Annotated in this window: 14 protein-coding genes; 4 read left to right on the top strand and 10 right to left on the bottom strand. The window is 52.0% G+C overall.

All coding sequences use genetic code 11. The features are described 5' to 3' along the window. The 5 genes from SH302x_RS23885 to SH302x_RS23865 form a co-directional block, all read right to left on the bottom strand. Positions 1–1,005 carry an AAA family ATPase gene (locus SH302x_RS23885; protein WP_479365387.1) on the bottom strand — a complete coding sequence of 335 codons (1,005 nt, stop codon included), beginning with the start codon at positions 1,003–1,005 and terminating at the stop codon, positions 1–3. A 76-nt stretch (positions 1,006–1,081) separates the two neighbouring features. Beyond that, positions 1,082–1,927 (bottom strand): DUF4159 domain-containing protein, encoded by an 846-nt coding sequence (locus SH302x_RS23880; protein ID WP_479365386.1) that lies wholly within the window; start codon positions 1,925–1,927, stop codon positions 1,082–1,084. 64 nt (positions 1,928–1,991) lie between these two features. Beyond that, positions 1,992–4,652 (bottom strand): tetratricopeptide repeat protein, encoded by a 2,661-nt coding sequence (locus SH302x_RS23875; RefSeq protein WP_479365385.1) that lies wholly within the window; start codon positions 4,650–4,652, stop codon positions 1,992–1,994. A 155-nt stretch (positions 4,653–4,807) separates the two neighbouring features. Next, positions 4,808–6,127, bottom strand: a complete 1,320-nt coding sequence (locus SH302x_RS23870; protein WP_479365384.1) for an APC family permease — start codon at positions 6,125–6,127, stop codon at positions 4,808–4,810. Further along, positions 6,124–9,228, bottom strand: a complete 3,105-nt coding sequence (locus tag SH302x_RS23865; protein WP_479365383.1) for a PVC-type heme-binding CxxCH protein — start codon at positions 9,226–9,228, stop codon at positions 6,124–6,126. The genes SH302x_RS23870 and SH302x_RS23865 overlap by 4 nt, the downstream gene beginning before the upstream one ends. 209 nt (positions 9,229–9,437) lie before the next feature. Here SH302x_RS23865 and SH302x_RS23860 point away from each other — a divergent pair, with 209 nt between their 5' ends. Continuing rightward, entirely contained in the window at positions 9,438–10,259 is an 822-nt protein-coding gene (locus SH302x_RS23860; protein ID WP_479365382.1) for an inositol monophosphatase family protein, read from the top strand. After that, the gene (locus SH302x_RS23855) at positions 10,237–11,385 is read left to right on the top strand and encodes an NYN domain-containing protein (protein WP_479365381.1); all 1,149 of its coding nucleotides are present in this window, start codon (positions 10,237–10,239) and stop codon (positions 11,383–11,385) included. The genes SH302x_RS23860 and SH302x_RS23855 overlap by 23 nt, the downstream gene beginning before the upstream one ends. Before the next feature lie 234 nt (positions 11,386–11,619). On the opposite strand, the gene SH302x_RS23850 is transcribed toward SH302x_RS23855, so the two are convergent. After that, a complete protein-coding gene (locus SH302x_RS23850; RefSeq protein WP_479365379.1) occupies positions 11,620–12,825 on the bottom strand; it encodes a M14 family zinc carboxypeptidase in 1,206 nt (401 codons plus the stop codon). Positions 12,826–13,193: 368 nt separating this feature from the next. On the opposite strand from SH302x_RS23850, the gene SH302x_RS23845 reads away from it, so the two are divergent. Both SH302x_RS23845 and SH302x_RS23840 read left to right on the top strand, forming a co-directional pair. After that, on the top strand, positions 13,194–14,321 hold the full coding sequence (locus SH302x_RS23845) for a DUF1573 domain-containing protein (protein WP_479365378.1): 1,128 nt from the start codon (positions 13,194–13,196) through the stop codon (positions 14,319–14,321). A gap of 205 nt (positions 14,322–14,526) precedes the next feature. After that, entirely contained in the window at positions 14,527–15,411 is an 885-nt protein-coding gene (locus tag SH302x_RS23840; RefSeq protein WP_479365377.1) for a hypothetical protein, read from the top strand. A 217-nt stretch (positions 15,412–15,628) separates the two neighbouring features. Here the strand turns inward: SH302x_RS23840 and SH302x_RS23835 are convergent, their stop codons facing one another. The 4 genes from SH302x_RS23835 to argH form a co-directional block, all read right to left on the bottom strand. Further along, positions 15,629–16,909, bottom strand: coding sequence for a diaminopimelate decarboxylase (locus SH302x_RS23835; RefSeq protein ID WP_479365376.1), 1,281 nt, complete (start codon positions 16,907–16,909; stop codon positions 15,629–15,631). A gap of 259 nt (positions 16,910–17,168) precedes the next feature. Then, positions 17,169–18,188: a sigma-54 interaction domain-containing protein gene (locus SH302x_RS23830; protein WP_479369312.1), complete on the bottom strand. Its 1,020-nt coding sequence runs from the start codon at positions 18,186–18,188 to the stop codon at positions 17,169–17,171. Positions 18,189–18,501: 313 nt separating this feature from the next. Next, positions 18,502–20,517 carry a PleD family two-component system response regulator gene (locus SH302x_RS23825; RefSeq protein WP_479365375.1) on the bottom strand — a complete coding sequence of 672 codons (2,016 nt, stop codon included), beginning with the start codon at positions 20,515–20,517 and terminating at the stop codon, positions 18,502–18,504. Between the two features lie 125 nt (positions 20,518–20,642). Then, complete coding sequence (gene argH, locus SH302x_RS23820) at positions 20,643–22,052, bottom strand: argininosuccinate lyase (protein WP_479365374.1); 1,410 nt, start codon at positions 22,050–22,052, stop codon at positions 20,643–20,645. Between the last annotated feature and the right edge of the window lie 74 nt (positions 22,053–22,126).

The following is a 22,126-nucleotide window of genomic DNA, read 5'->3' as shown; positions in this document are numbered from 1 at the left end:
TTAAGCCTTGACCTCTTTGAGCAAGCGCTCGATGCACTCTTCAATGCGAACGCCCTGTGCCTCTGCTTTGTAAGTGAGAATCAAGCGATGCCGCAGTGTCGGCTGCGCGAGAGCTTGGATGTCTTCGATTTCCACATGTGATCGACCTTGTAGAAGCGACCGGGCCTTTGCCCCCAAGACCAGCATTTGAGCCGCTCGAAGTCCGGCCCCCCACGCGATCCACTCGTTGGTGAACGCCGGTGTGCCTTCGCGGTTGGGACGCGTTGAGGCAGCCAATCGGACTGCATAGCCAGCGACCTTTTCCGCGATCGGTACACTGCGGACCAGGCTATGGAATTTGAGTACGTCTTCGCCGCTGAAAAGCGGTTCAATCGTTTCCGCGGAACGTGACGTCGTTCGCAAGACAACTTCCAATTCATCTACGAAAGGCAAATAGTCAATATATACGTTGAACATGAAGCGATCGAGTTGGGCTTCTGGCAAAGGATACGTGCCTTCCATCTCAATCGGATTTTGTGTCGCCAGCACGAAGAAGGGTTCTTCTAACGCATAGCGTTGCCCCGCCACGGTGACTTGATGCTCTTGCATCGCCTCCAGCAGGGCTGCTTGAGTTTTCGGCGGCGTACGATTGATCTCGTCGGCAAGCAAGACGTTGGCAAAGATTGGACCTTTGACGAAATGCATCCGACGGCGACCGTCTTCATGCTCTTCCAGAATTTCTGTGCCCGTAATGTCTGCTGGCATCAAGTCGGGCGTGAATTGAATCCGCTGGAAATTCAAGTGAAAGATCTGGGCAACAGACCGCACAAGCAGCGTTTTAGCTAATCCCGGCGCACCGGTTATCAGACAGTGCGTTCCCGCGAACAAGCAGATCAGCAATTGCTCGATTACTTCATGCTGGCCAACGATAGCTTTGGAAAGTTCTTGGTTAATGCGATCACGGGAATCCCGTACCAACTTGATCAGTCTTGCTTGTTCTTCTAAGTTGCCTAGCACTGCACTCACGGATATTGCTTTCGAAAACGATTTTAAAAGGGGGAGGGGTATGGTTCAGCGAAATCAACGCATGATGGATTACCGATCAATGCGTCATCGCGTAGACCACAATATTTATGCCAAGGGGGTAGGATTTTTTGACAGAGAACTCTTCAAAGTACCATTTGTTTTCGCCTTCGCGTTCCCAGCCGTCACCCAAATCCGTGTTATGACAAATGAAAACCATGATCCTTCCATCGTCATCTGTGATGGCGCGGTAATGTGGAATACTAGTGTCCGAATCCCAGCGTGGTTCCCAAGTAATGCCTTGCGAGCGCCCCGCTTCAGCAGCATTGATCGAAGGCACTTGTGGCTTCTCTTTTAAATCATAGACGCAGTGGAAGATTTCATGTTCCAATGGGACTTCGATGATCTTTCGGTCTGGAAAGACCCGTTTGATTTCGCGTTCAAAATTGGCGTATTCTTCATCCCCCCAAAAGTCATCAACCATCATGAAGCCACCGTTTTGCAAGTACTGTCGTAGTTTTACGACCTCGGCTTCTTCGAAAAAAAGCCCGCCTGGTTCGATCATGTACAGAAACGGATAGTCAAACAATCGCTCATCATATAAATCCACAATCACTGGATCAGGATTCACTTTCAACGAAGTGAGTTGCTGTAATCGCAGCGAGAAATTCAGGTCGCTGTCAGGGTAATCGGTGGCCCAATCCCCGCCACGGCTGCGACCGTAAAAGGAACTGTATCGCAACCTCGCAAAAGTAAACACGTCACTGGGAAATGCCTGGTCGATATCCCACCGCGGAACACCATTGCGAGCGTATGGGTCGGAAATATCGTTAGTACGCCAACCTCCACGACGGCGTTGCGCAAATGCGGTGACCGTCACGGCCAATAGCAGAAACGTTAATAGTAGGACGGATCGTTTTTTCATAGGCGGGGGTGCTCCAAACTACCGTTGAATTTCAGCGCACAGAGTTGCGTGAGTGCGATTCATTCTAAAGCCCAGCGTCCGCTTCCGGTTCGGAATTCAACGTAGGTTCTTCGGATTCTGTAAGTTGTTCTAACAATGCCAGGGCCTCAAGGTAACGCGGTGCAAGCTCTAAAGATTGAAGTACTTGGCGTTTCGCCTTTGCATTTTCGCTGTCCTGATACGCTCGAGCCAATTGAAAGTGGAGTTCTGCAGGGTCCAGCGGCTTGAGTTGCAACAACGCGTGCAACGATTGCTTGGCCATCGCAATATTGTTTTGAGCTTGTGCAGAGGCGACCACCCAATCATGAGGCAACGCCTTCATCGGTTGAACGGCTAGATATTTCGCAGCAAGCTGGTCGACGGAATTCCAGTCTTCGTTGGCTTGGTCAATTTTTACCAACCGCTCTAGAACGGCCAGCGGATTCGGGCAAATCTCTGCCAGTTTGCGTAACGCGATCAGTTCTTCTTCAGGTTGTTTTAATTCTGCGTATACCTTGGCCAACATGGCGTAGACGCCATTGAAATCTGCGTCGTTGGGTTCCAACTCCTGTAATCGAATCAAGTACCCCTTGGCATCTTCGAAATTGCCGCCGGACAACGAATACTCTGCCAAGGCTCGCAAGGCCAGTGGGCTGGTCGGATGTTCCTGCAAGAAATCTTTAACGGTGTCGATACTTATGCTTGTTGAGCGTCGTGCTGCAGCGGTAGACGCTGGGTCAGCGGTTGATGGGTCGGGCGCGTCAGCCGCAGCAAGCTTAGTCCAGTCGCCCTTCGCGCCGTACGCTTTGGCCTGTGCATGTGCGAAATTTTTAAACTGCTCATCCAGTATGCTCAATGAACCGGTTAGACGTTCAAGAGTCGTATTGATCGGCAACCCCAAAGCTAAATCATCCAACACACGCAGCAAACTTTCAAATCCGTACTGCTCAATCAAAAATTGAACAGCTAATGACGATTCAAAATAAGCGAACTGCAAATGCATGCCAGATTTCGGGCTGAGGAACGCGCTGCTCAGTTCGCTCATCGGCGTAAAATCCTCGCTCAGGATCATCTGTCGATAATGGCGATCCATCGGCTGCCCCCACGTGCTATTCTCCTCGCGTTCCTCGTACACCGAGATCCCTTCGCTTAACCAGCGAGGCATGCGGTTATTGGATTTCTGCAGCGTTACGACATGGCAGTATTCGTGCCACAACACCGATTGCCAATTCGTTGGATTGTCGCCGCCTGTAGCAGGTGAATTAGCCGTAATCAAACGTCCAAAACAGACACCCAAGTAGCCTGCCCCGCCGGGCAAACCGAAGGTACGAATGGCAAAGTCTTGCTGACGATGAAATATCTCTACATACACGGGCTCTCGCAGTTCGGCCTGATATTTCTCAGATAGCTTGCTGCGAGCTCGCGAAAGGAGATCGATGACCGCGGCCCCATAGACTTCCGCTTCGCGAGCCTCCATGCGTACCACCAAGCCTGGCGCTTCTAGAACGGTAAACTTTTCAAGTCGCTCTTTGAGTTGTGATAAATTGAAAGCGACCACGTTGTACTGGTCGTTACTGCGAACAGCCGCCAGCACATTCCAGCCTTCTTCGGTACGACCCAATCGCAGCAAGTCTTGCGCTAAAGCAAACATGGATGGTTGATAGGAGGCGTCCATTTGCAACGCTCGTTGCTGTGCGAGGACAGCATCTTCGAAGCGATAGTGACGCGACAATTTCGAACCAATAATGAAGTCTACTTCCGGATTAAGTTTCCAGGGTTTCAGGGCCTCTTTGCGATGCTCACCTTCTGTCTCGTAATCGCCTCGCAAATGAGCAATCACGGCTCGCAAGGCCCAAGCGTTGGGATACTTCGCATTGACCGATAAAGCTTCTGCGATGATCTCTTCCGCCTCATCCAATTGTTCCCCGTCGATCAGCCCTTCGGCCGCCATCAATAGTGCTTCCACCAGTCGCGGGTTTAGCTCGATGGCCTTGCGCAACGCGGCTTCCGCTTGCTTGCTGTCCGTTTCTTCCCAGGCGCGAGCCTTCATGTAATAGAGTTCTGCGAAATTGGGTTGGACTTTGATCGCTTTCTCGATCGTTTGTGCAGCGACTGAATAATCAGCCTTGTCCAATGCCAATTGCGTACTCGCGATGAGAGCCTCCAGATTGGATGGGTTTTGCTTCAAAGCGCGGTCGTAGCATAGCTCTAAGACTTGCCTTGCATCTTCGCCTTGTATGACCAGCAACTGACCTAATGCCACAAGATCGTCGCTGCCGTTATAACGCCACGGCATCCGCTGGACCAACTCCGTGATCTGATTGATCTGCTTCCTGGCATCCAGCGGCCGGTTGTTGAAGTTATAAACATCGCGACCCAAAAGCCGGATTCGCAAATCATCGCCGAATCGTTCAAGACCCACTTCGTAGATTGCGAGCGCCTTTTCATATTGGCCAACTTCCATTTTGCAGCGAACCAGCAGCAACGTCCAACGCGAATTCCATGTCCGCTGGTCGACTTCGCTTTGGCAGATCTCCGCACACTCTTCGTACTTACCCGCTTGGAAAAGCAGCTCGGCTTCTTGGAACGTCGCCGCGAAACCGTTGCTAAACAGACCGAAGCATAGACAAGCACTAGCCACCCAAAGTGCGAACAGACCACGAAGATTAAATGCGTGAGTAGTCGGATCAAGTCTCGATGGAATCATGCCTATACCAAACACAAAGCTTGCCTCGTAGCGATTGGAACAACCTTAAACTATAACGAGTTGAACACCCAGTTGCATGCATGTGTCGCTCAATTGCCAGAAAAAGCGGCTTGATTTTGCAGAACAACAAGGGGTTGCCGCAGTACTAGCAAACACTATTTCGGCTCAGACGGCGACTCATTTGCCGCCGGGGTTGGCCGCAGTTTGACGATCAATTGATACGTGATGAGCCCCACCGCTATGGTGCCCAGAGCCGCAAGGACTTGGATAGGGTTGACGGTAGCCGAAGTCGTCGTGAACACGACGGTTGCGACAATAAACAAGAAGGGCGGCAAGGGCCACAGCGGTACATATACTTGCTCGCCACGATAACGCAGCACAAAGATCGAACAAACACTAAGCGCCGCGCACAGCGAGAGTGTCAATCCTAGATAGCTCAGCAAATCTTGGAATGAAACAAATGGAACAATCGCGATCGCCAGCAACGCTTGAAACCAAATCGCCACTGGGCTCGATGCCCGTCGCAAGACACGCGGCAACCAACCGTCATAGGCCATCAACGAATAAACACGCGGTCCCAGCATGACCATCGCAAAGATCGACGTCAATGTGGCCAACGAAATCACTCCGCGCGTCAATATCTCTAACCAAACCCCTCCAATATGCTTTGCCGATAACGCGGCAATGTCGGCTTGACCACTTACGATCGCTCCAGGGACCTTGAAGACAAACACATAATTGAGCAGCAGATAAATCGCAGTCACCAACAACGTGCCAAGCATCGTTGCTCGCGGCAACGTTCGCTCGACATCCTTGACCTCCGATGCTGCATAGATCACTGCGTTATAGCCAGTGTAGCTCAGAGAAATCCACATAACAGCGACCGCAAAGGCCCCCACATCCAACGTGCCCGAGGAGTATTCGACGGTGGGGACAAAGACAGCCAGACTGATCAACAATGCCAACAGCCCTAGCTTGATCGCAACCAGCGTATTCTGTGTGAGTAAACCGAACTTGAACTGCAGTGAATGGACGCTCGCTGCCACCGCGATCATCGCAATCGACACCGCGACATACAGTGGGCGATGCGTTTGGTAGTTTAGTTCCGCATTGAATAGCGGCAGACAATATGTCGGGAAGGTCTTTGCTGCAAACGCGATTGCTCCCGTGAATCCCGCCAGCAAGCTAACCCAACCTGCAATAAAACCTGCGGCTGGATGAATCGCCCGCGACAAAAACAAATATTCGCCCCCCGACTGGCGGAAATACTTTCCCAAGGCTCCGTAACTGATCGCGCCGCAAATCGCAACCACTCCTCCAACCAACCAGGCTAGCCACACATAGACCGGCGACCCGAGGCTGGCGAGCGAGAATCCCGAAGTCGTAAAAACTCCAGCGCCAATCATATTGGCGACCACTAAAAAAGTGGCCGATGTCAGACCAATCGGATGCGATCCCTTGCCGGTGGAACTCAAGGCTTGCTCGTTTCACGAATTCGATGAGGTGGCGCGCCGGAAAGTAGAATTGCAGAGTCGTCCTCGGGTGGCTTGTCGAGTGCAAGAAACGCGAACAAATCCGCGATCTCTTGGCTGGTCATCTGGTTCTCGATTTGTTCCGGCATCAGCGACACGTCGCTGCGTTTGAGTTCTTCGATGTCCATGCGATTGATCGTTTCGATTTTGCCGCCCTGCATCTTCAGTGAGATGGATTGTTCCGTCTCTTCGGTTGGTAACCCAGTCAGCACCCGACCATCTTCCGTCATTACAAGAACAGCTTGATAGCCTGGCCCAATCACGGCAGATGGGTCAAAAATGTTTTGGATCAACTGCTGCCAATTGTTGCGTCCATTGCGAGTGATATCAGGGCCTACGTTGTAGCCTTCGCCGTAGATAACATGACATTGCGAACACACTCGTTTGAAGACCGCTCGACCAGCAAATGGATCACCGGGCATACCGCCCAGCATATCACGCATGCGATTGACCACTTGATTGCGTTGATCGGAGTTACCTTCGCGAATGCTGCCGAACAAGCTAGCAACTTGGCTTTGTAACTCTTTATCTTGAAAAGTAGCTAATCGGCGCAGTTGATTGAGGTTGAAGCGATCTTTGGGAACGCGGTCAGCGGCCACTTGCTGCAGCAGGAGACTAGCCCAGGTCGGCCGCTGGGTGAGCACTTCGATAACTCGCGGTTGCAAGTTGCCTTCCAAATCGGCAAAGTTTGACGCTAGCCATTGAGCCGCTTGATTGGTTTGCATCGTGCCCAGAGTGTCGATGATTGAGGCGCGATCTTCGACAGGAATTTCCCGGTTGTTCAAGATCGAGGGAATCAACTCGCTGACGCGCTGGGGCTGAGTCGAAATCAGCGTACGCACAGCGTCGACACGATTGTTACCACTGGACTGAGTATTCATCGCGATCTGCTCTACTCGCTCAAGTGCGCCCTCATCGCCTAAACTGGCGAGGGCTAATGTTGCTGTTGTCTGCAGGCTGCGGTTCTTGTCGGCCAAAGCTTGGATCTGATTCAAGCAGCGTGATTGTATCGCAGTAAACAACGCTTGGTCGCGTTGCCCCGTGAGCGCAAGCTTGTGAATCCAACGCAAAGCGGACTCGCCAAGTTCGGTGTTGCTCGCTGAATGATTCAACAGCACGCTGACCAAATCGACGGTTTGCTCGGCTGGGATGTCGCTAGCCGCTTGACTCCATTCAACCAAACGTACGGCCCATTGCTTGGCATAAGGCCCAAGATCGTCAGCTTGGCTGTATATCGAGACCAACGTTGCAAAGGCTTGTGGGTCATCGGCCAATTGACGCAGGCGGTTATAAGCGACGTGTTGGATTGTCTCGTCGTGGGCATGGAAGGCTGCCAGGGTGGCAATTCCGCTGACTTGTTGCTGGCGAGAAAGGCTGTGAGCTTTCGCCAGAGTGGTCATCATCTCCAAGCAAACTTTGGGATCTTTTTGTGCCTTTTGAAAAGCGGTAGAGTTGGCTGCAGCCAAGCCTGCAATCTGGTGTTGACTGGTCGGTTGTGATGCGGAATCTCCGAGCAATCGCATGGCCCAAATCGCCAAACTGGGCTCGCTGGCATCCGCAATAGCGGCGATGGTTTGTAAGCTAGCCTGGGTGGGTTTCATGCCACCGATCGACCATAGCGCATGCAACCGCGTTCGCTCCAGCAAATTCCGATCAGCCACGATCTCTTGCAGCGGCTGTAGCGAAGCGTCATTCGAACGTTCGGCCAAAAGACGCTGGGCGGTCCAGCGTTCGAAACCATTCTCGCTGCCCAGCAATTCAGTCAATTGGACATCAGACAGTGAACTTAAATCGCGCGGTGCCAGCCTAGTACGTTTAGCCGACGGATCTTTGCCGTCATAGACTACTTTATATAATCGCCCCTTGGCGCGTTCGACGCCTTCAGGGTCCGCGTTTGCATCCTGATAACAGTGGTATTGGTCGTACCAGTCTAGCACATACAAACAACCATCAGGTCCTGTTAACTGAGCGACTGGCATAAACCAAGCGTCATTGGCGGTGAGAAAGTCGGGTTTGGGTTTTCCAAAGTAGCTACTGCCTTTCGCTTCAACAACGTCGGCGTTTAAGCAACCGCCGTGGATGTTGCCCATGTATAAGACATTCCGGTAATCTGCAGGGTAAGCATCACTGTCATAGTAGGTGATGCCACAGTAAGCTGCTTTCTGATGCGCATGATTTACAATGGAGCGTAAGGGCCATGTGTGTGGCGGATATGGGCCACCTTGGCGAATATAGTATGCGCCCTCGGTAATATGCCACAGGTGATCGATCACGCAGGCCGAGATAAAAAAGTCGCCCACGTTGTTCATCGCAATGCCCCAGGGGTTGCTTGTGCCTTCAGCGAATATTTGGAACTCTTTGGTCCATGGATTGATACGCCACATTGCGCACGTGAACTTCCATCCTGGATGATCGTCGCGGTAGTTGGGATTGTCTGTTGTGTAATGTACATCGCAATAATTGAAGACACCGTTCAGTCCATACAGCCAACCGTCGGGGCCCCAAGTAAACGCGTTAGGCAATTCGTGTGTGTCGGTGCGGCCAAAGCCCGTTAATAAAGTCGTGATCTTGTCGGCCTTCAGGTCGCCATCGGTGTCTTCCAGAAAAAGTAGATCAGGTGCATTGGCAACCCAGACGCCACCATGGCCAACTGCAATGCCCGATGGGATATTCAAGCCCTCTGCAAAGATGGTCACCTTGTCGACTTTGCCATCGCCGTCGGTATCTTCGAGCACTTTGATTCGATCGCGACCTACGCCAGGGGACGTGCGTGGATACTCAAAACTTTCAGTGATCCAAAATCTTCCTTTCTCATCGATGGCCATAGCGACAGGATTGATGACGTCTGGTTCTTCGGCCACGATTTCGACATGGAAGCCTGCGGGCACCGACATTTTTAAGGCAGCTTGGGCAGCGCTGATAGCAGGCCCTGGTGGTCGGTCGTGTCGACGAGGAATCTCCAACCGTTGGGCTTGAGCTTGTGTGGCAAGAAAAATAATCGACAAGAGTGATGCCGTGATCGCGGCGGGCAGAGGTTTTCGCATAAACACTCGCAGATTGGGAAGTAGATACGGGAGGATTGTTGGCGGGCGGGAGCACAGTGCACTTTGATCAGTATACTCCGATGCATGGGGGTTTGTCTTCAGGGCGATAGAAGTCCTTGCCAGACGTTCGCCGGTTGACTTTCCATCGCAAAAGGCTCAGACTTGGTAGCAATGGATTAGCCGCTCCTCGTACGCAAGTGAAATTGATCATGACGACCCCCAAGATTCCATCCGGTTTGGACCATCCAATGCTTGAGGAGGCTGTGAAAGCGGCGCAGACTGCCGGGCAGGAGTTGATGAAGTATTTTCGCCGCGATATGAGGGTAACTGACAAGGGGCGGGCAAATTTTGTCAGTGAAGCGGATTTGGCTAGCGAGCGAATCCTGCATGAAATGTTATTGGAAGCGGATCCTGGTTCTGAATTGATGTCGGAAGAGTCCTTTGCTGCGACCTCGCCATGCGAGCGACTATGGATTGTAGATCCGCTGGATGGTACGACTAATTTTTTACACCATGTACCGCAATTTGCAGTCTCGATCGGCTATCAACGAGACGATGTGACGGAACTGGGTGTCGTTCATAATCCGGTTACCGATAGCTGGTATTTCGCCGTTGCCGGACAGGGAGCTTACAACGGACACCTGAAGATGCGAGTGTCCAGTGAAACGAAGTTTCAAGACTCGCTTTTCTGTTTCGGATTTTTTTACGACCGCGACAAAGCGATGGCGGCTACCCTGCGCTGTATTGAAACGCTCATGCGGCACCACATTCACGGCATCAGGCGTTTTGGAGCAGCCGCTCTGGACTTGGCCGCTGTCGCTGACGGTAGCTATGGCGCATTTTTTGAATTTGAATTGCAGCCGTGGGATATGGCAGCCGGTCTTTTGATGGTGAAAGAAGCTGGCGGCACGGCAACCGATTGTGTTGGCGATACGATTTCTTGTCATTGTCCCAGCAGTCTGCTTGCCACCAATGGACTTATCCACGAAGATTTACTGCCAGTGATTCGTGAATTCTTTCAATCATATTAAACGCCCAACTGAGAAGGGGTCTGACCCTTTAGAGGCGAAAGAGTCAGACCCCTTTTTGGATGGGCTCAAAGCGCGAGATGCAGACATGGACGTTTCAGTGTCAGATGAGCAAGGAATAGCGGTCTTAATCGATCATGAGAATGTCCATTCAGCGGACATCGCGATCAGTGACTTGTTTGCAGCGCTCTCTGCTCGCGGGCGAATCTTGATCAAGCGAGCGTACGGTGACTGGAGCCGATTTTCTGCCGCTAAACATGATCTTTTGCGGCTTGGAATCGACTTGATTGAGTTACCGTCGGCACCACGCGGAAAGAATCGAGCGGATATACGTTTGGTCGTCGATGCCATGGAGATTGCGTTTACCAAGAACTACATCTCAACTTTTGTGTTGGTCTCTGGCGATAGCGACTTTGTACAGTTGGCGTCCAGACTGCGTGAACTCAATCGCCAAGTCGTCTTCGTCGCCAAGCAAAGCAGCGCAAGTGCACTGCTGCGGGCATCCTGTGACGATCTGATCCTGCTGGGCTCGTCGCCGGCCGCTGGAGAAGTTAAGCGGAAAGCAACGCCGTCGCCGATCGCTGGCTCCAACAGTGAAGCGGCCAGGGGGCAGATCGCGAATTCTCGAGTTCCGAAGGAGACGCTGGCGAAAGTGCCAATCTCCAGCGATGCAATACATTTGGCCGATCGCTTGTTGGATGCAATCTCATGGTCGATGCGTATGATCGAAGTCACTAATGAAGAGTACATCGACATCTCAAGATTGGCCCAAACGATGCATCGCCTCTTCCCGGAACTCAGCTTAAAGGGATTTGGTTTTCAGAAAAGCAGCGGTAACTGGCTCAAACTGGTGCAAATGATGGAGCATGACCGATGGTGCGAATTGGCTTATGAAAATGCCAAGAAAGTATACCGGATGCGACCCACGCAACAATTACTGGAACGCACGGTCAACAGTACGACACCAGCCAGCGTTGCGGCGTTGCTGGCAGAGCGAGCGATTCGAGCCGAACTTGTGGTCCAAGCTCTGGCAAAATCCAAACCAGCGAAACTTGCAAAACGCAATTCGAAAGGTGATTCGATCGACGAGGACTCACACATGAGTCAGATGATACTACCGTTTGAATAATCGCAGCCTTTTGACTTCCAGGTTGCCGACGTACCAGCAGAGGATTTGTTTGTTTTTCCGGCCTACAGGACAACAACTGATTTTCTAAAATGCTTGGGCTGCTTCCGTCCGAAGCCATGAGTGGATTCCTCCCAAAATGCAGACTGAGACGCGAAACTGGGCCTTGTGCCCAGTCTTCGCAATGGGATTGGTTGCTAACCGCATGAGTCCTGCCGCTGCAAGCAAGGAACGTTCCTACCATTCGCAGTACTCATAGAAAACATCGCATAGCTGCCGTCCATAAAGCTTCCAATTTTCATTGGATGGATGAGCTTGTAAGCCTTCGATCCAATTGCAATTGAGCTCGTGGACCACAGCGTCAGTGCCGAATCGAGCCAGCCAGCCTTCGCCTAAAGAGCCCGGATTGCTAAAGCTCGCTTGTGTTGAACCTTCGCGGAACCAAGTCTTATCACGAAGCAAAGTTTCGAAGCGGTTCATGCGTGCTAGATATGATTCCAAATCAATCCCGCTGGGGCGACTGATATGCAACAAGCCTCGTTCATCATTATGTAATTCAATTGCCAGCTTGAGCCGTTTACCGTCCGTTAGCGTCTTGTTCAGCCATTGCTCTAGGTAGTAATTCTCAGGGCATAGGGCTTTATCCGCGGGGACATCCCAATTGCGATTCAGGTCACGACCAAGCATGTTGAAGCGAGTTCGACCGCTGGCAACACCGTCCTTGTTGGCCATCGGCAAAATGTATAACGCAAAGCGTTCGAAGTAGTCAGTTTGAGGCGAAGATTCTAGTAGGTGGCGCACCATGCCTTCCAGCACCCAATTGCCGCCGGGCTCCCAAGGATGAGCTCGAGCTCGCAGGAATATCTTATGAGGCGCATCATCGGGACCAACTTGGATGATCTCCAACCGGCGGTGCTGAACCGTATGGCCAATGTCAGTGATTTTCACCTGAGGATGCGTGGCAATCTCCTGCAGCAACTTGTCAAGATCGGAAATGCGGTAGGGCGGTAATCTGGCGACATAAGTTTTGCCCGTGGGGCCAATCGGAACTTCCAATTGAACTCGATCCTTACCGTCCAGCAACTCGGTGTCGGCGGCGGTCCACTGCTGGCCGTCTGTCGAATGGAACATAATGGTCTTATCCGAGATGGGAAATCCCGGAGTGCCGTTCCACACGTTGTAAAAGTTGTTGAGAACCAGCGTCAATGTCGTATTAGGGGTTCCTTCTACACCAAAATGCCAATGGCCAGCGGCGCGATTGGTAGAGTTCCGCTCGTGGTCATACATCAAGTAGACTTGGACGACACCATCGTCTTGAATCTGGTAATGTAATGGCGATGCGTTCTCGAAAGATGTGTCGATGAAGATAAGGCCTTGCGCATTAGATACATGACGGGAAGTCCAACACAACAGCACAAGAAACAACACCCAGCGCACCATCATCGCCTCCGTCTAAAACGCGTTATGTTCGAATTCCGATATTTATGCTCGTCATGAGTATAGGCTAAAATCTGGCAGCGTAGTAATTGCTCCAGCGAGTTCATGAACCACTGCAGTTTATGAGCGCCGAAGTTTTTTACCAGCGTTTTCGTGAAGACAGGTCGATCAAGCGTAAGTGCTGGATCTTACCGACAGCGTTGGTCGATTGAAGAGAACCAGGCTGAGCGGGCCTTCCGAAAAACGTGAAAAAAGTTGTTGACACACACACACACACACACACACTTTATAATGCAAGGCGGGTAGAACATATCGTGTCTGCCTCACGCAGCCTCATTTGGATTGCGTCTCTTTTAGCTCGGTGAGGTGCAATCATGCTGCTGAGATGGACTGGAAGATTTGCGATGGCGATGACGTTGTGGTGTGGGCAAAGCGCACTAACGCCAGTGCTGCTGGCCGAAACGCCCACCGATGATGCTTCAGAGTCCTATGAACAACACCGTGCATCGGTGATTGTTTTTCCTTCAGACAATCTCGTCTTTAATGCTTCGGTTGATCTCACCGATGTCTCTTTGGATCACCCAGCGGAGATTGATTTGATTCTCGAAAATCGTTGTCCTCAGGAACTTCATCTGGTCACCGCCGTCACGGGTTGCAAGTGCCGGGATGTGCAGTTGCCGCGTGCCCCGATTAAACCTGGCGAGTTTGGTAAAGTAAAAATCAAATTGACGGAGCTGAAAGCAGAATCGCTGACGCAGACGATTGTGTTGCCCATTCAATGCCGCGGTGCCTACGAGGAGATCTATGTCAATTGCTCCCTTTCGTTCGGGCGAGTCGCAAAATTTCCAGCCAGCAATTATCGAATCGGAGTGCCGAAGAATAGCGACGGAGGCTCAAATAAAGTGAAAGAGTTAGCGTTCTTGTTGAGCGATATGCAGTTGCTCAATCAAGTACGCATCGAGACCTCGGAGACGTTGCCCGTCACGATCGCCGAGATAGCCAAAGATTCGAAAGGGAGTCCAGTGGTTAAACTGTCCATTGACGTGGAAAAGATTCCAGCCGAAGGCTGTGTGGGTGAGCTGATATTGCATTCGCCTTATAAGGGCCAACCGCAGCAGAAAGTAATTGTCGACATTGTCAGAGACGAACCCATCAAGATATCGCCCTTGGAATTGGTGTTCCAGTTCGATGAGTCCACCAAGAAGTTTGAAAGTTATGCCATCATGGATCTGCAGTTTGCTAGCGACAAATTTCAGGCCATGGCTGGCCTCAAGAAGCAGGATCGCACTTTGCTGCCAGCGGTATCGGCAGACGTGGAATTAAAGGGGCTGGCGAAGGCCGATGTCGAGGTGAAGGCGGTCCATGTCAATCGCAGTATCTATCGTTTGTTTGTCAGTTTGAATAAGGAAATCAAGAGGCACGAGCTGGGAAAGGAGGGCGTCGTTGTCGTGAACGTCGATGGTCAAGTGTATCGAGTGAATGTTGGGGTTCTATTTTTTTGACGAGTTAACGCTCACTTTCGCCTGCGCTTTGCAGTAACTCTTCGTTGTTGATCCGTATTTGTAACTCACGAAATGTGGTATGAGGCTAGTCATGCGCTCAATTGCTCTTTTAGCGGTTTGCATGTTTTTATCATCAATACGACCAATTCATGCTCAGGTTGATAAATCTGATATCGAGGAGAGTCTTGCTAGAGGAAGCGAAGCCATGATGCTTTCGTATCGGAATTTTGAGGTCAGCATCCGTCATCGGGCGACGGTTCTTACAACACCAGAAGGAGACAGTAATACTCAGACTATCCTCGAGCAAAAAACGTTCTATCGCATTTGGCTCGATTACGATGCAGAGCGATGCACTATCTTGCGACGAATAGTGCGCAGCCGAGACCCAAACGATAAACTTGATCCAGCGTTTCTTATACCGGCAGGCGAAGGCAATAATAGAGTTCGTAGCGCATTTCGCGAAGCCCTATCTGATCAATTGCTGGTCGAGCATGCGGCAAATCAAATAGACGGAACGGCGACGGTTATCTACGATGGAAAACCCGTCAGTGGACCTTACGAGTTCTGGAGATTCTTAGACGTGTCCGAAGTTCCGCGTGTCGAGTTTGCAACTGACTATTTTCCGCGCACGAGTAAACTGTCAAGCTCAGCATACCTTGAACAAGCAAAACAGCACGCTATCCCCAGTTCCCAGTCTATCCGCCGCCGACCTGATGGTGTCTTGGTGCTCACGAGGCAATCATCGGCTTTTGGAAACATTAACAGCGAGACGTTAATCGCTCCCGGTCGAACTCTATCATTTCGAGGCAACTTGCATGCCGAGGCAAACGGCATAGTCACCACGCGTTTATTTAGCGAAACCACCTTTGACGATTATCGACTCGTGGACCGCCCCAAAAAAATAGTGCGAAAGAATTTCCACAGACAACAGGTTCCGCTTACGAAAGACTGGAGTCTCCAAGATACCGACGAAACAGTCGAGTTTCACTGGCATCAATTCAATGAAGATGAGCTGCAGTGGCCTGAGTTCGAAAGCATCGCTTTGAAACGCGAAATTCTGGTCGAAACCCTGATGGAGAAATGGAAGTAGTCTTAAATCGCAACTCGGTTGTTCGATGCATACTTCTCACATCAAACCCTAGCGATTTGAAATATACACTTGGGATCTACGCGGAAAGGCGGTGAGTTTATTGGTTAACTAACCTAAGCACCATTAGCCGACGGGCGTTAGCCCCGGTTTCCTTGAATAACCGGGGCTAACGCCCAGCGGCTAATCAATTCACAGCCCAGAAACCGTGATAGCAAGATCAGCAAGCCGATGCGGTGGAGCGAGCTTCAACCGGTGCAGGGAATTCGACGGTTGCAAAGTAATCGTCTAAGGTTTCTGCACGTCGTATCTGACGGTAGCTGCCATCTTCTTGCAACAAGAATTCGGCCGATCGCAGACGACCATTGTATTGGAAACCCATCGAATGTCCGTGAGCACCCGCATCGTGGATGATCACCAGATCATCCCGATCTACCTGCGGCATAGGACGGTCAATGGCGAACTTGTCATTGTTCTCACACAAAGAGCCTACGACATCACACACGTGGTCATGGGCCGCATTCTCTTTGCCTAAAACCGTGATGTGATGATAAGCTCCATACATGCCAGGACGCATCAAGTTCGACATGCATGCATCTACGCCGACATAGCCCTTGTAAGTCTGCTTGCTGTTGATCACGCGTGAGACCAAATATCCAAACGGACCCGTCATCGCTCGACCATTTTCCATCAAGATGCGTAGCGGTGCCAATCCGGCAGGAACCAAAATCTGCTCGTACAGCTCTTTGACGCCACTGCCGAAAGCATTCAGATCCACAGGCTGCTGGCCAGGACGATAAGGCACGCCGATGCCACCACCCAAGTTGATCAGTTCTACTTTGACGCCCGTCTTCTCGTAAATTTCAACGGCAAGTTTGAACAACATGCTGGCGGTATCCAGCAATGAGCCCACTTCTAATTCGTTGCTGACGATCATGGCATGCAGGCCGAAGCGTTCGATGCCCAGCTCCTTGCATCGTGCGTAACCTTCAAAGATCTGCTCGCGGGTACTGCCGAACTTAGACGCTTGTGGGTCGCCGATAATGACGTTGCCACGGCGTTCAGCACCGGGGTTGTAACGGAAGGAAATCAAACTGGGCAGTTCCGGCAAGCGTGCAATGTCGTCGATATGAACTGGCGAATCCAGATTGATAATCGCGCCTAGCTTGGTCGCTTCCGCAAACTCTTCGTAGGTCGTATTGTTCGAAGTAAACATAATGTCGTGACCGGAAATCCCCAGCCGCTCGCTGATCACTAACTCTGCGACGCTGGAGCAATCGGTGCCGCAACCTTCTTCTAACATGATTGCGACGATGTTCGGATTGGGAGTCGCTTTTACGGCGAAATACTGTTGGAAACCTTCGTTCCAATGAAAGGCCTGCTGCAGATCTCGCACGCGCTGGCGAATTCCCGGTTCCCAGTACACATGGAATGGCGTGGGGTGGTCTTGTGCGATACGTTGGAGTGCGGAAGCGTCGAAGGGCAGGTCGTATTGAGCCATTGTGGGTTAAATCTAAAGGAGCGAGGGGGTTAGTAATCCGCGAGTATCCTGCAAGGAAAACGCGAGTTGTAATGGAGGACGCGTACGCCTACGGCTGACGGTTAAACGAGTTGCCGGTCGCGTACGCCTGACGGTTAAACGAGTTGCCGGTCGCGTACGCCTACAGCGGACGGTTAAACGAGTTGCCTTAAATTTAGTCGACTTCCCGCAGAAACCAAAGTGACAATCACGGAAATTCGGCAGCGGCACGGGGCACTTTTCACGATTCAGGTGGTCCGTTGTCCTCGATCCCGTATTCTTTCATTTTCTTGTGTAGGGTATTGCGGTTAATCCCCAAACGCGTGGCCGCTTTGGTTTGCACGTAGCCGGTTTGCTGCAGTACTTGCAAGATTAGCTCTCGTTCCACCCGATTGACCACTCGCGGGTGAAGGTCTTCCGCGTCGGTCGGGCTGGTTCGAATGCCTTCGTTGACCAGTTCGGTGGTCAGTGTGTCCAAGTCCATCGCTCGCATGGAAGTCATCGCAGGTTTCTGATTGCCTCCCAAGACGTAGGGCGGTAACAGATCGACCGTCAACTCGTCGGAATCGGCCATGACGACCGCTCGTTCGACGTAGTTCTGCAGTTCGCGGACATTCCCGGGCCAGTGATAATCCTGAAGCACTCGGCGGGCTTCTTCCTGGATATGGACCACGTAGCAGCGATTTAGTTCGCTGTAATACTTTAAAAAATACGCGACCAGCAGCGGGATGTCTTCGCGGCGCTTGCGCAGCGGCGGGATTTCGATCGGGACGACGTTCAAACGCCAGTACAAATCTTCGCGAAAACGTTCGGCTCGCGTTTCTTCCATCAAATCGCGATTGCTGGCGGCCACGACGCGTGTATCGACGGTGATGGTTGTGGTATCGCCGACGCGTTCAAATTGCTTTTGTTGCAACACTCGCAGCAGTTTGACTTGAAGATGCAACGATGTGCTATTGATTTCGTCTAAGAATATTGTGCCACTGTGGGCAGCTTCGAAGCGACCCGCTCGATGATTGACCGCTCCGGTAAAGGCACCTCTCACGTGGCCGAATAGTTCGCTTTCCAACAAGCTTTCGCTTAGCGCACCACAGTTCACTTTCACAAAAGGTCCGCCAGCGCGATTCCCCAGACAATGGATGGCGTTGGCAATCAACTCTTTGCCGGTCCCTGTTTCACCCAACAGTAAGACGTTGGCATTGGTCTGGGCCACGCGGCGCGTCAGTCGGTAGATATCCTGCATCGCGGGGCTATTACCGATGATCCCCGCAATGGGACTCCCTTGATGAGAATCGTTATCGAAGGAACCGTGGTTAGGCACGCAAGCGTCAACTTCAACTGAGGAACACGAAATCGCGGAATACGAATGCGAAGCTTGAAACAAAGCTCCGCCTCGGGGCTGGATCTACTTGGCAGGGCAAGTCAGTTTTTCAGTCTGCGCGATTAGCCGGAATGCGTTAGCATCGGTTCTCTTGGAAACCGTGAGCTAACGCTCAACGGCTGATTGACCTGGATTCAATAACTGACTTGCCCTGTTCTACTTGGGCGACCGGTCGCTCTGCCAGCCGTTTTCCTTATTCCGCCTGTGGCTCGCTGAGCATACCAGTCCACACTAGTCTATCGGATCGGCTTGGCAGGGGAATATCTGCCAGCGAATTCATTCGTTTAATTACGCTAGCCATGTAATTTTCAGACCGAGTCAAGGTGCCATACACCAAACCTGGTGATTGATTTAGCACGACCAACTCTGTATCCGTCAAATTTGGGGTTAAGATCGCCAACGGTATGGAAGCCGTCGCGGGGTAAGCGGCGATTCGCTGGACGGTTTCCGAAAGCGACATGTCGTACACACGGTCAACGACCAGCACGAATTCCAGCGGCATAAACCGCTGGATCTGACGTACAGCTTCGCGGCCACTGGACGCTTCCAGCGACTCAATTCCCATCTCTAACAGTTGATCGATTGCGATTTGTCGCAGTTCCGGCGACCCTCCCACCACCAGGGCGGTGGGAAAGCCCACAAATTGCGTTTGTTTTTGCCTTGCTTTCGCCAAGGTGTGGACGACTTGCGGTTGCGTCTGAAGCGGCTTGGATTGAAGCAGTATCTCCAGAGCCGCATAGCGAACCGCTGGTACCGTCGACGCGGCAGCTTCCAGCAGTACACTGGTGACATCGCCATGCAGATGGCTCTCGGCGGACATGGTGCCTAACTGCTGCAACGCTCGCAGTTCGGCGGCATGGAAGCCATTCACGACGGCTGTTCGATAGACGCTGACCCAATAAGCCCGATCGGTCTGACGTGTGGCAAACATTTCGGCTCGCTCTCCGAGCGGCGAGGCCGATCTCAGATTGATCGAATCTAGTCGCACGTACTGCTGGACAGCATAATCACGTTGAAGCAGCGCAACGGCCGCAATGACGGCGGCATCGTCGACCACGTCTTCCATACGCAACAGTGCGACCGATTTTTCAGCGGCCTTCTGAAGGTAATAGACCGCTGGGTTCGCTTGTGCCAACTGCAACTTTTGTCCTTTCGGATCAAGCAACCACAAAGGCGTTAGGTCTTCGGTCACACCATCGTTGGGAACTGTCTTGGATAAATTCAAGTAGCGTCCGATCTCTTGCCCCACATAGCTGCGGGCTTGGTTGACGCTGGGGACAGGTCGCCCTTTAGACCGTATCAGGTCCTCGATCGCCGACTGCACCTCGGGATTGACGGCGGGATCATGGATTGCCAGTGACAACTGAGGCAACATGCCTTTACCGATGAATGCGGTAGAGGCAAACAGTAGCCGATTGCGTTGAGCTTGGTCGTTTGTGTTCAGTGCAGCGGATAAAGCGTTGACTCCGGATTGACCAAAGGAATCGATCAAATCCACGACGATTGGGCTGGGCGTCAATTGGCCTGCCCCCACGGCGCTAATAACCGCATCCAGGCCAGTAACGCCCGCTTGTTGCAGCCGCATGGCCGCACGTTTGCGTTCCACGGCAGCAGAGTCTGTTAAGCCAGCAAGTGCTTGCGAGATGGTCTGCGGCGCGGTGCGCGTTTGGCTGACCAGTTCCAGGATGCGAACGGCTAAGTCGCGTTGCGGTTGCGTCAATGCTCGCTCGACCGCTAGCTTCAACCACAGATCGCTGCCATAGGATTCCGTCAGCGCTTCGGCTTGAGCGGCGGAGGTTACCAATGGAGCAAGTTGGTCCATGTAGCGAGCCACTTCTCCCCATTCTTTCAGGCGAGATGTCAACTGCACCGCTCGCGCAATTTCCATCAGTCCTTGCGGCGGATCTTCTCGCAACATGCGAACGACGATATTTGCGTTGGCCGGAAGCGCGGCTTGATTGGCCGAACCGCTGGGGGTGGGTGGGGGGCTAGGCTGGGCGGCATCAAAGCCCGCGTCAAAATCGGTCGGAGCGCCGAAGGCATCCCCGGAACCAAACGGATCGTCCTGAGCCTGCGCGGCAGCATGAAAGCTCAACAGCCCAGCGGCCAACGCCGAGCAGCCGCACAGCCTCAGCCATCGCTTCGGCAAAAAAGCCTCGGAGAACCGGAGTAAATTGAAACCATTTTGCGAATTACAGCGGTCTTGCATGGCAGGCAAAAATTGAGAGCGTGGAAGTCTGACGAGCTGGCAAGAAACAAGCGCGGCTGGGCTATTGGTATTTATCGTTCCAATCAACCAACGTTCATCCAGCCAAACCCGCCACTGCAGATCGTTTACGTCAAATTGTAGTTAACCAAATCCGGCTTGGTCAATAAATTTGTCCAACGAGCGATTTGTTCCTGCACCTGCTGCGGATTCGAACTGCCCAGCGACTGATACGCTTGAACCGCCCCGCGTACGCCAAGCGAATTCCGCAGGTCTCCAGGCCGCAAATTCGGCTCAACCGACAAAAACTCCTCATCCGTCAAGTCGACCAGCCGGACTCCCCGCTTTTTGGCTAAACCGACCAGGGAGCCGACATGATGGTGAGCTGTCCGTTGCGGCATGCCCAACTTGATCAGTTGTTCCATCAGCGTAGTGGCGTCGAGAAAACCTTCCTCTAAACGCGCGGCGATCGATTCTCGCTGCAATTCCGACTGACGAACGATCGGCTCCGCTAGCTCGAGCGCGGCAATGACGGTGTCAAACGAATTGAACAACGGCGGCTTGTCTTCTTGGAGATCGCGGTTGTAAGCCAGCGGCAAGGATTTGATGAGGATCAACAATGTTTGCAAGTTGCCGATCACACGGGCCGCTTTGCCTCGTGTCAACTCCAAGGTATCGGGGTTGACCTTTTGCGGCATGATAGAACTGCCCGTGCAGAACTGATGTGGCATGCGAATAAAATTGAACTCGACCGTGGACCAGATAATCCACTCTTCGCTCCAAGTGCTGAGATGCTCCGCAATCATCGCCAACACAAACGCCGCTTCTACAGCAAAGTCGCGATCGCTGCTGATGTCGATGCTGTTGGCAGCAATCGCGGCAAAGCCGAGTTCGGCAGCCGTTTGTCGTCGATCGATTGGAAGGGAGGTACCGGCCACGGCTGCTCCTCCCAACGGACACTCATTTAATCGTCGACGACAATCGGCAAGCCGACTTCGATCTCGCGCGAACTTTTCTATATAAGCTAACCAGTAATGGGAAGCCAATACCGGTTGAGCTCGTTGCAGATGCGTATATGCGGGCAAGACCACATCATGGTCTTTCTCGCATCGATGCAGGAACGCAAGCTGCAACTCTCGCAATAGTTTATCAACAAAGTCGAATTGTTCACGTACCCATAAGCGAATATCTGTACTAATTTGATCATTACGACTTCGCGCCGTATGAAGCTTGCGTCCCACATCTCCCAAGCGATCTATCAACGCTTGTTCGATATGCATGTGAATGTCTTCCAGTTCGGCTCGAAATTCCATCTTGCCAGCATCAATCTCCGCTTGAATCTCTAGCAAGTTTTTCTCGATCGCAACGAATTCCGACTCTTGCAAAATTCCCGTCTTCCACAACATCCGTGCGTGCGCAATGGAGCCTCGAATGTCCTGCCGATAAAGCCGATAGTCAAATGAGATGCTTTCGCCGTAGGCGATCAAGCGTTGGTCTGTGGCTTGTTCAAAAACACCGCTACGTGACGGACTGGACACTAGGCAAACCTGACAATTACTAGTTAGCGTAAAAAGAAGACGACAAACAACTTGAGAATGATGATCTATTCTTG

The organism is Njordella calcicola (assembly GCF_056494125.1).
The sequence above is the reverse complement of the archived record's forward strand: the minus strand, read 5'-3'. Positions and strand labels throughout refer to the sequence as shown.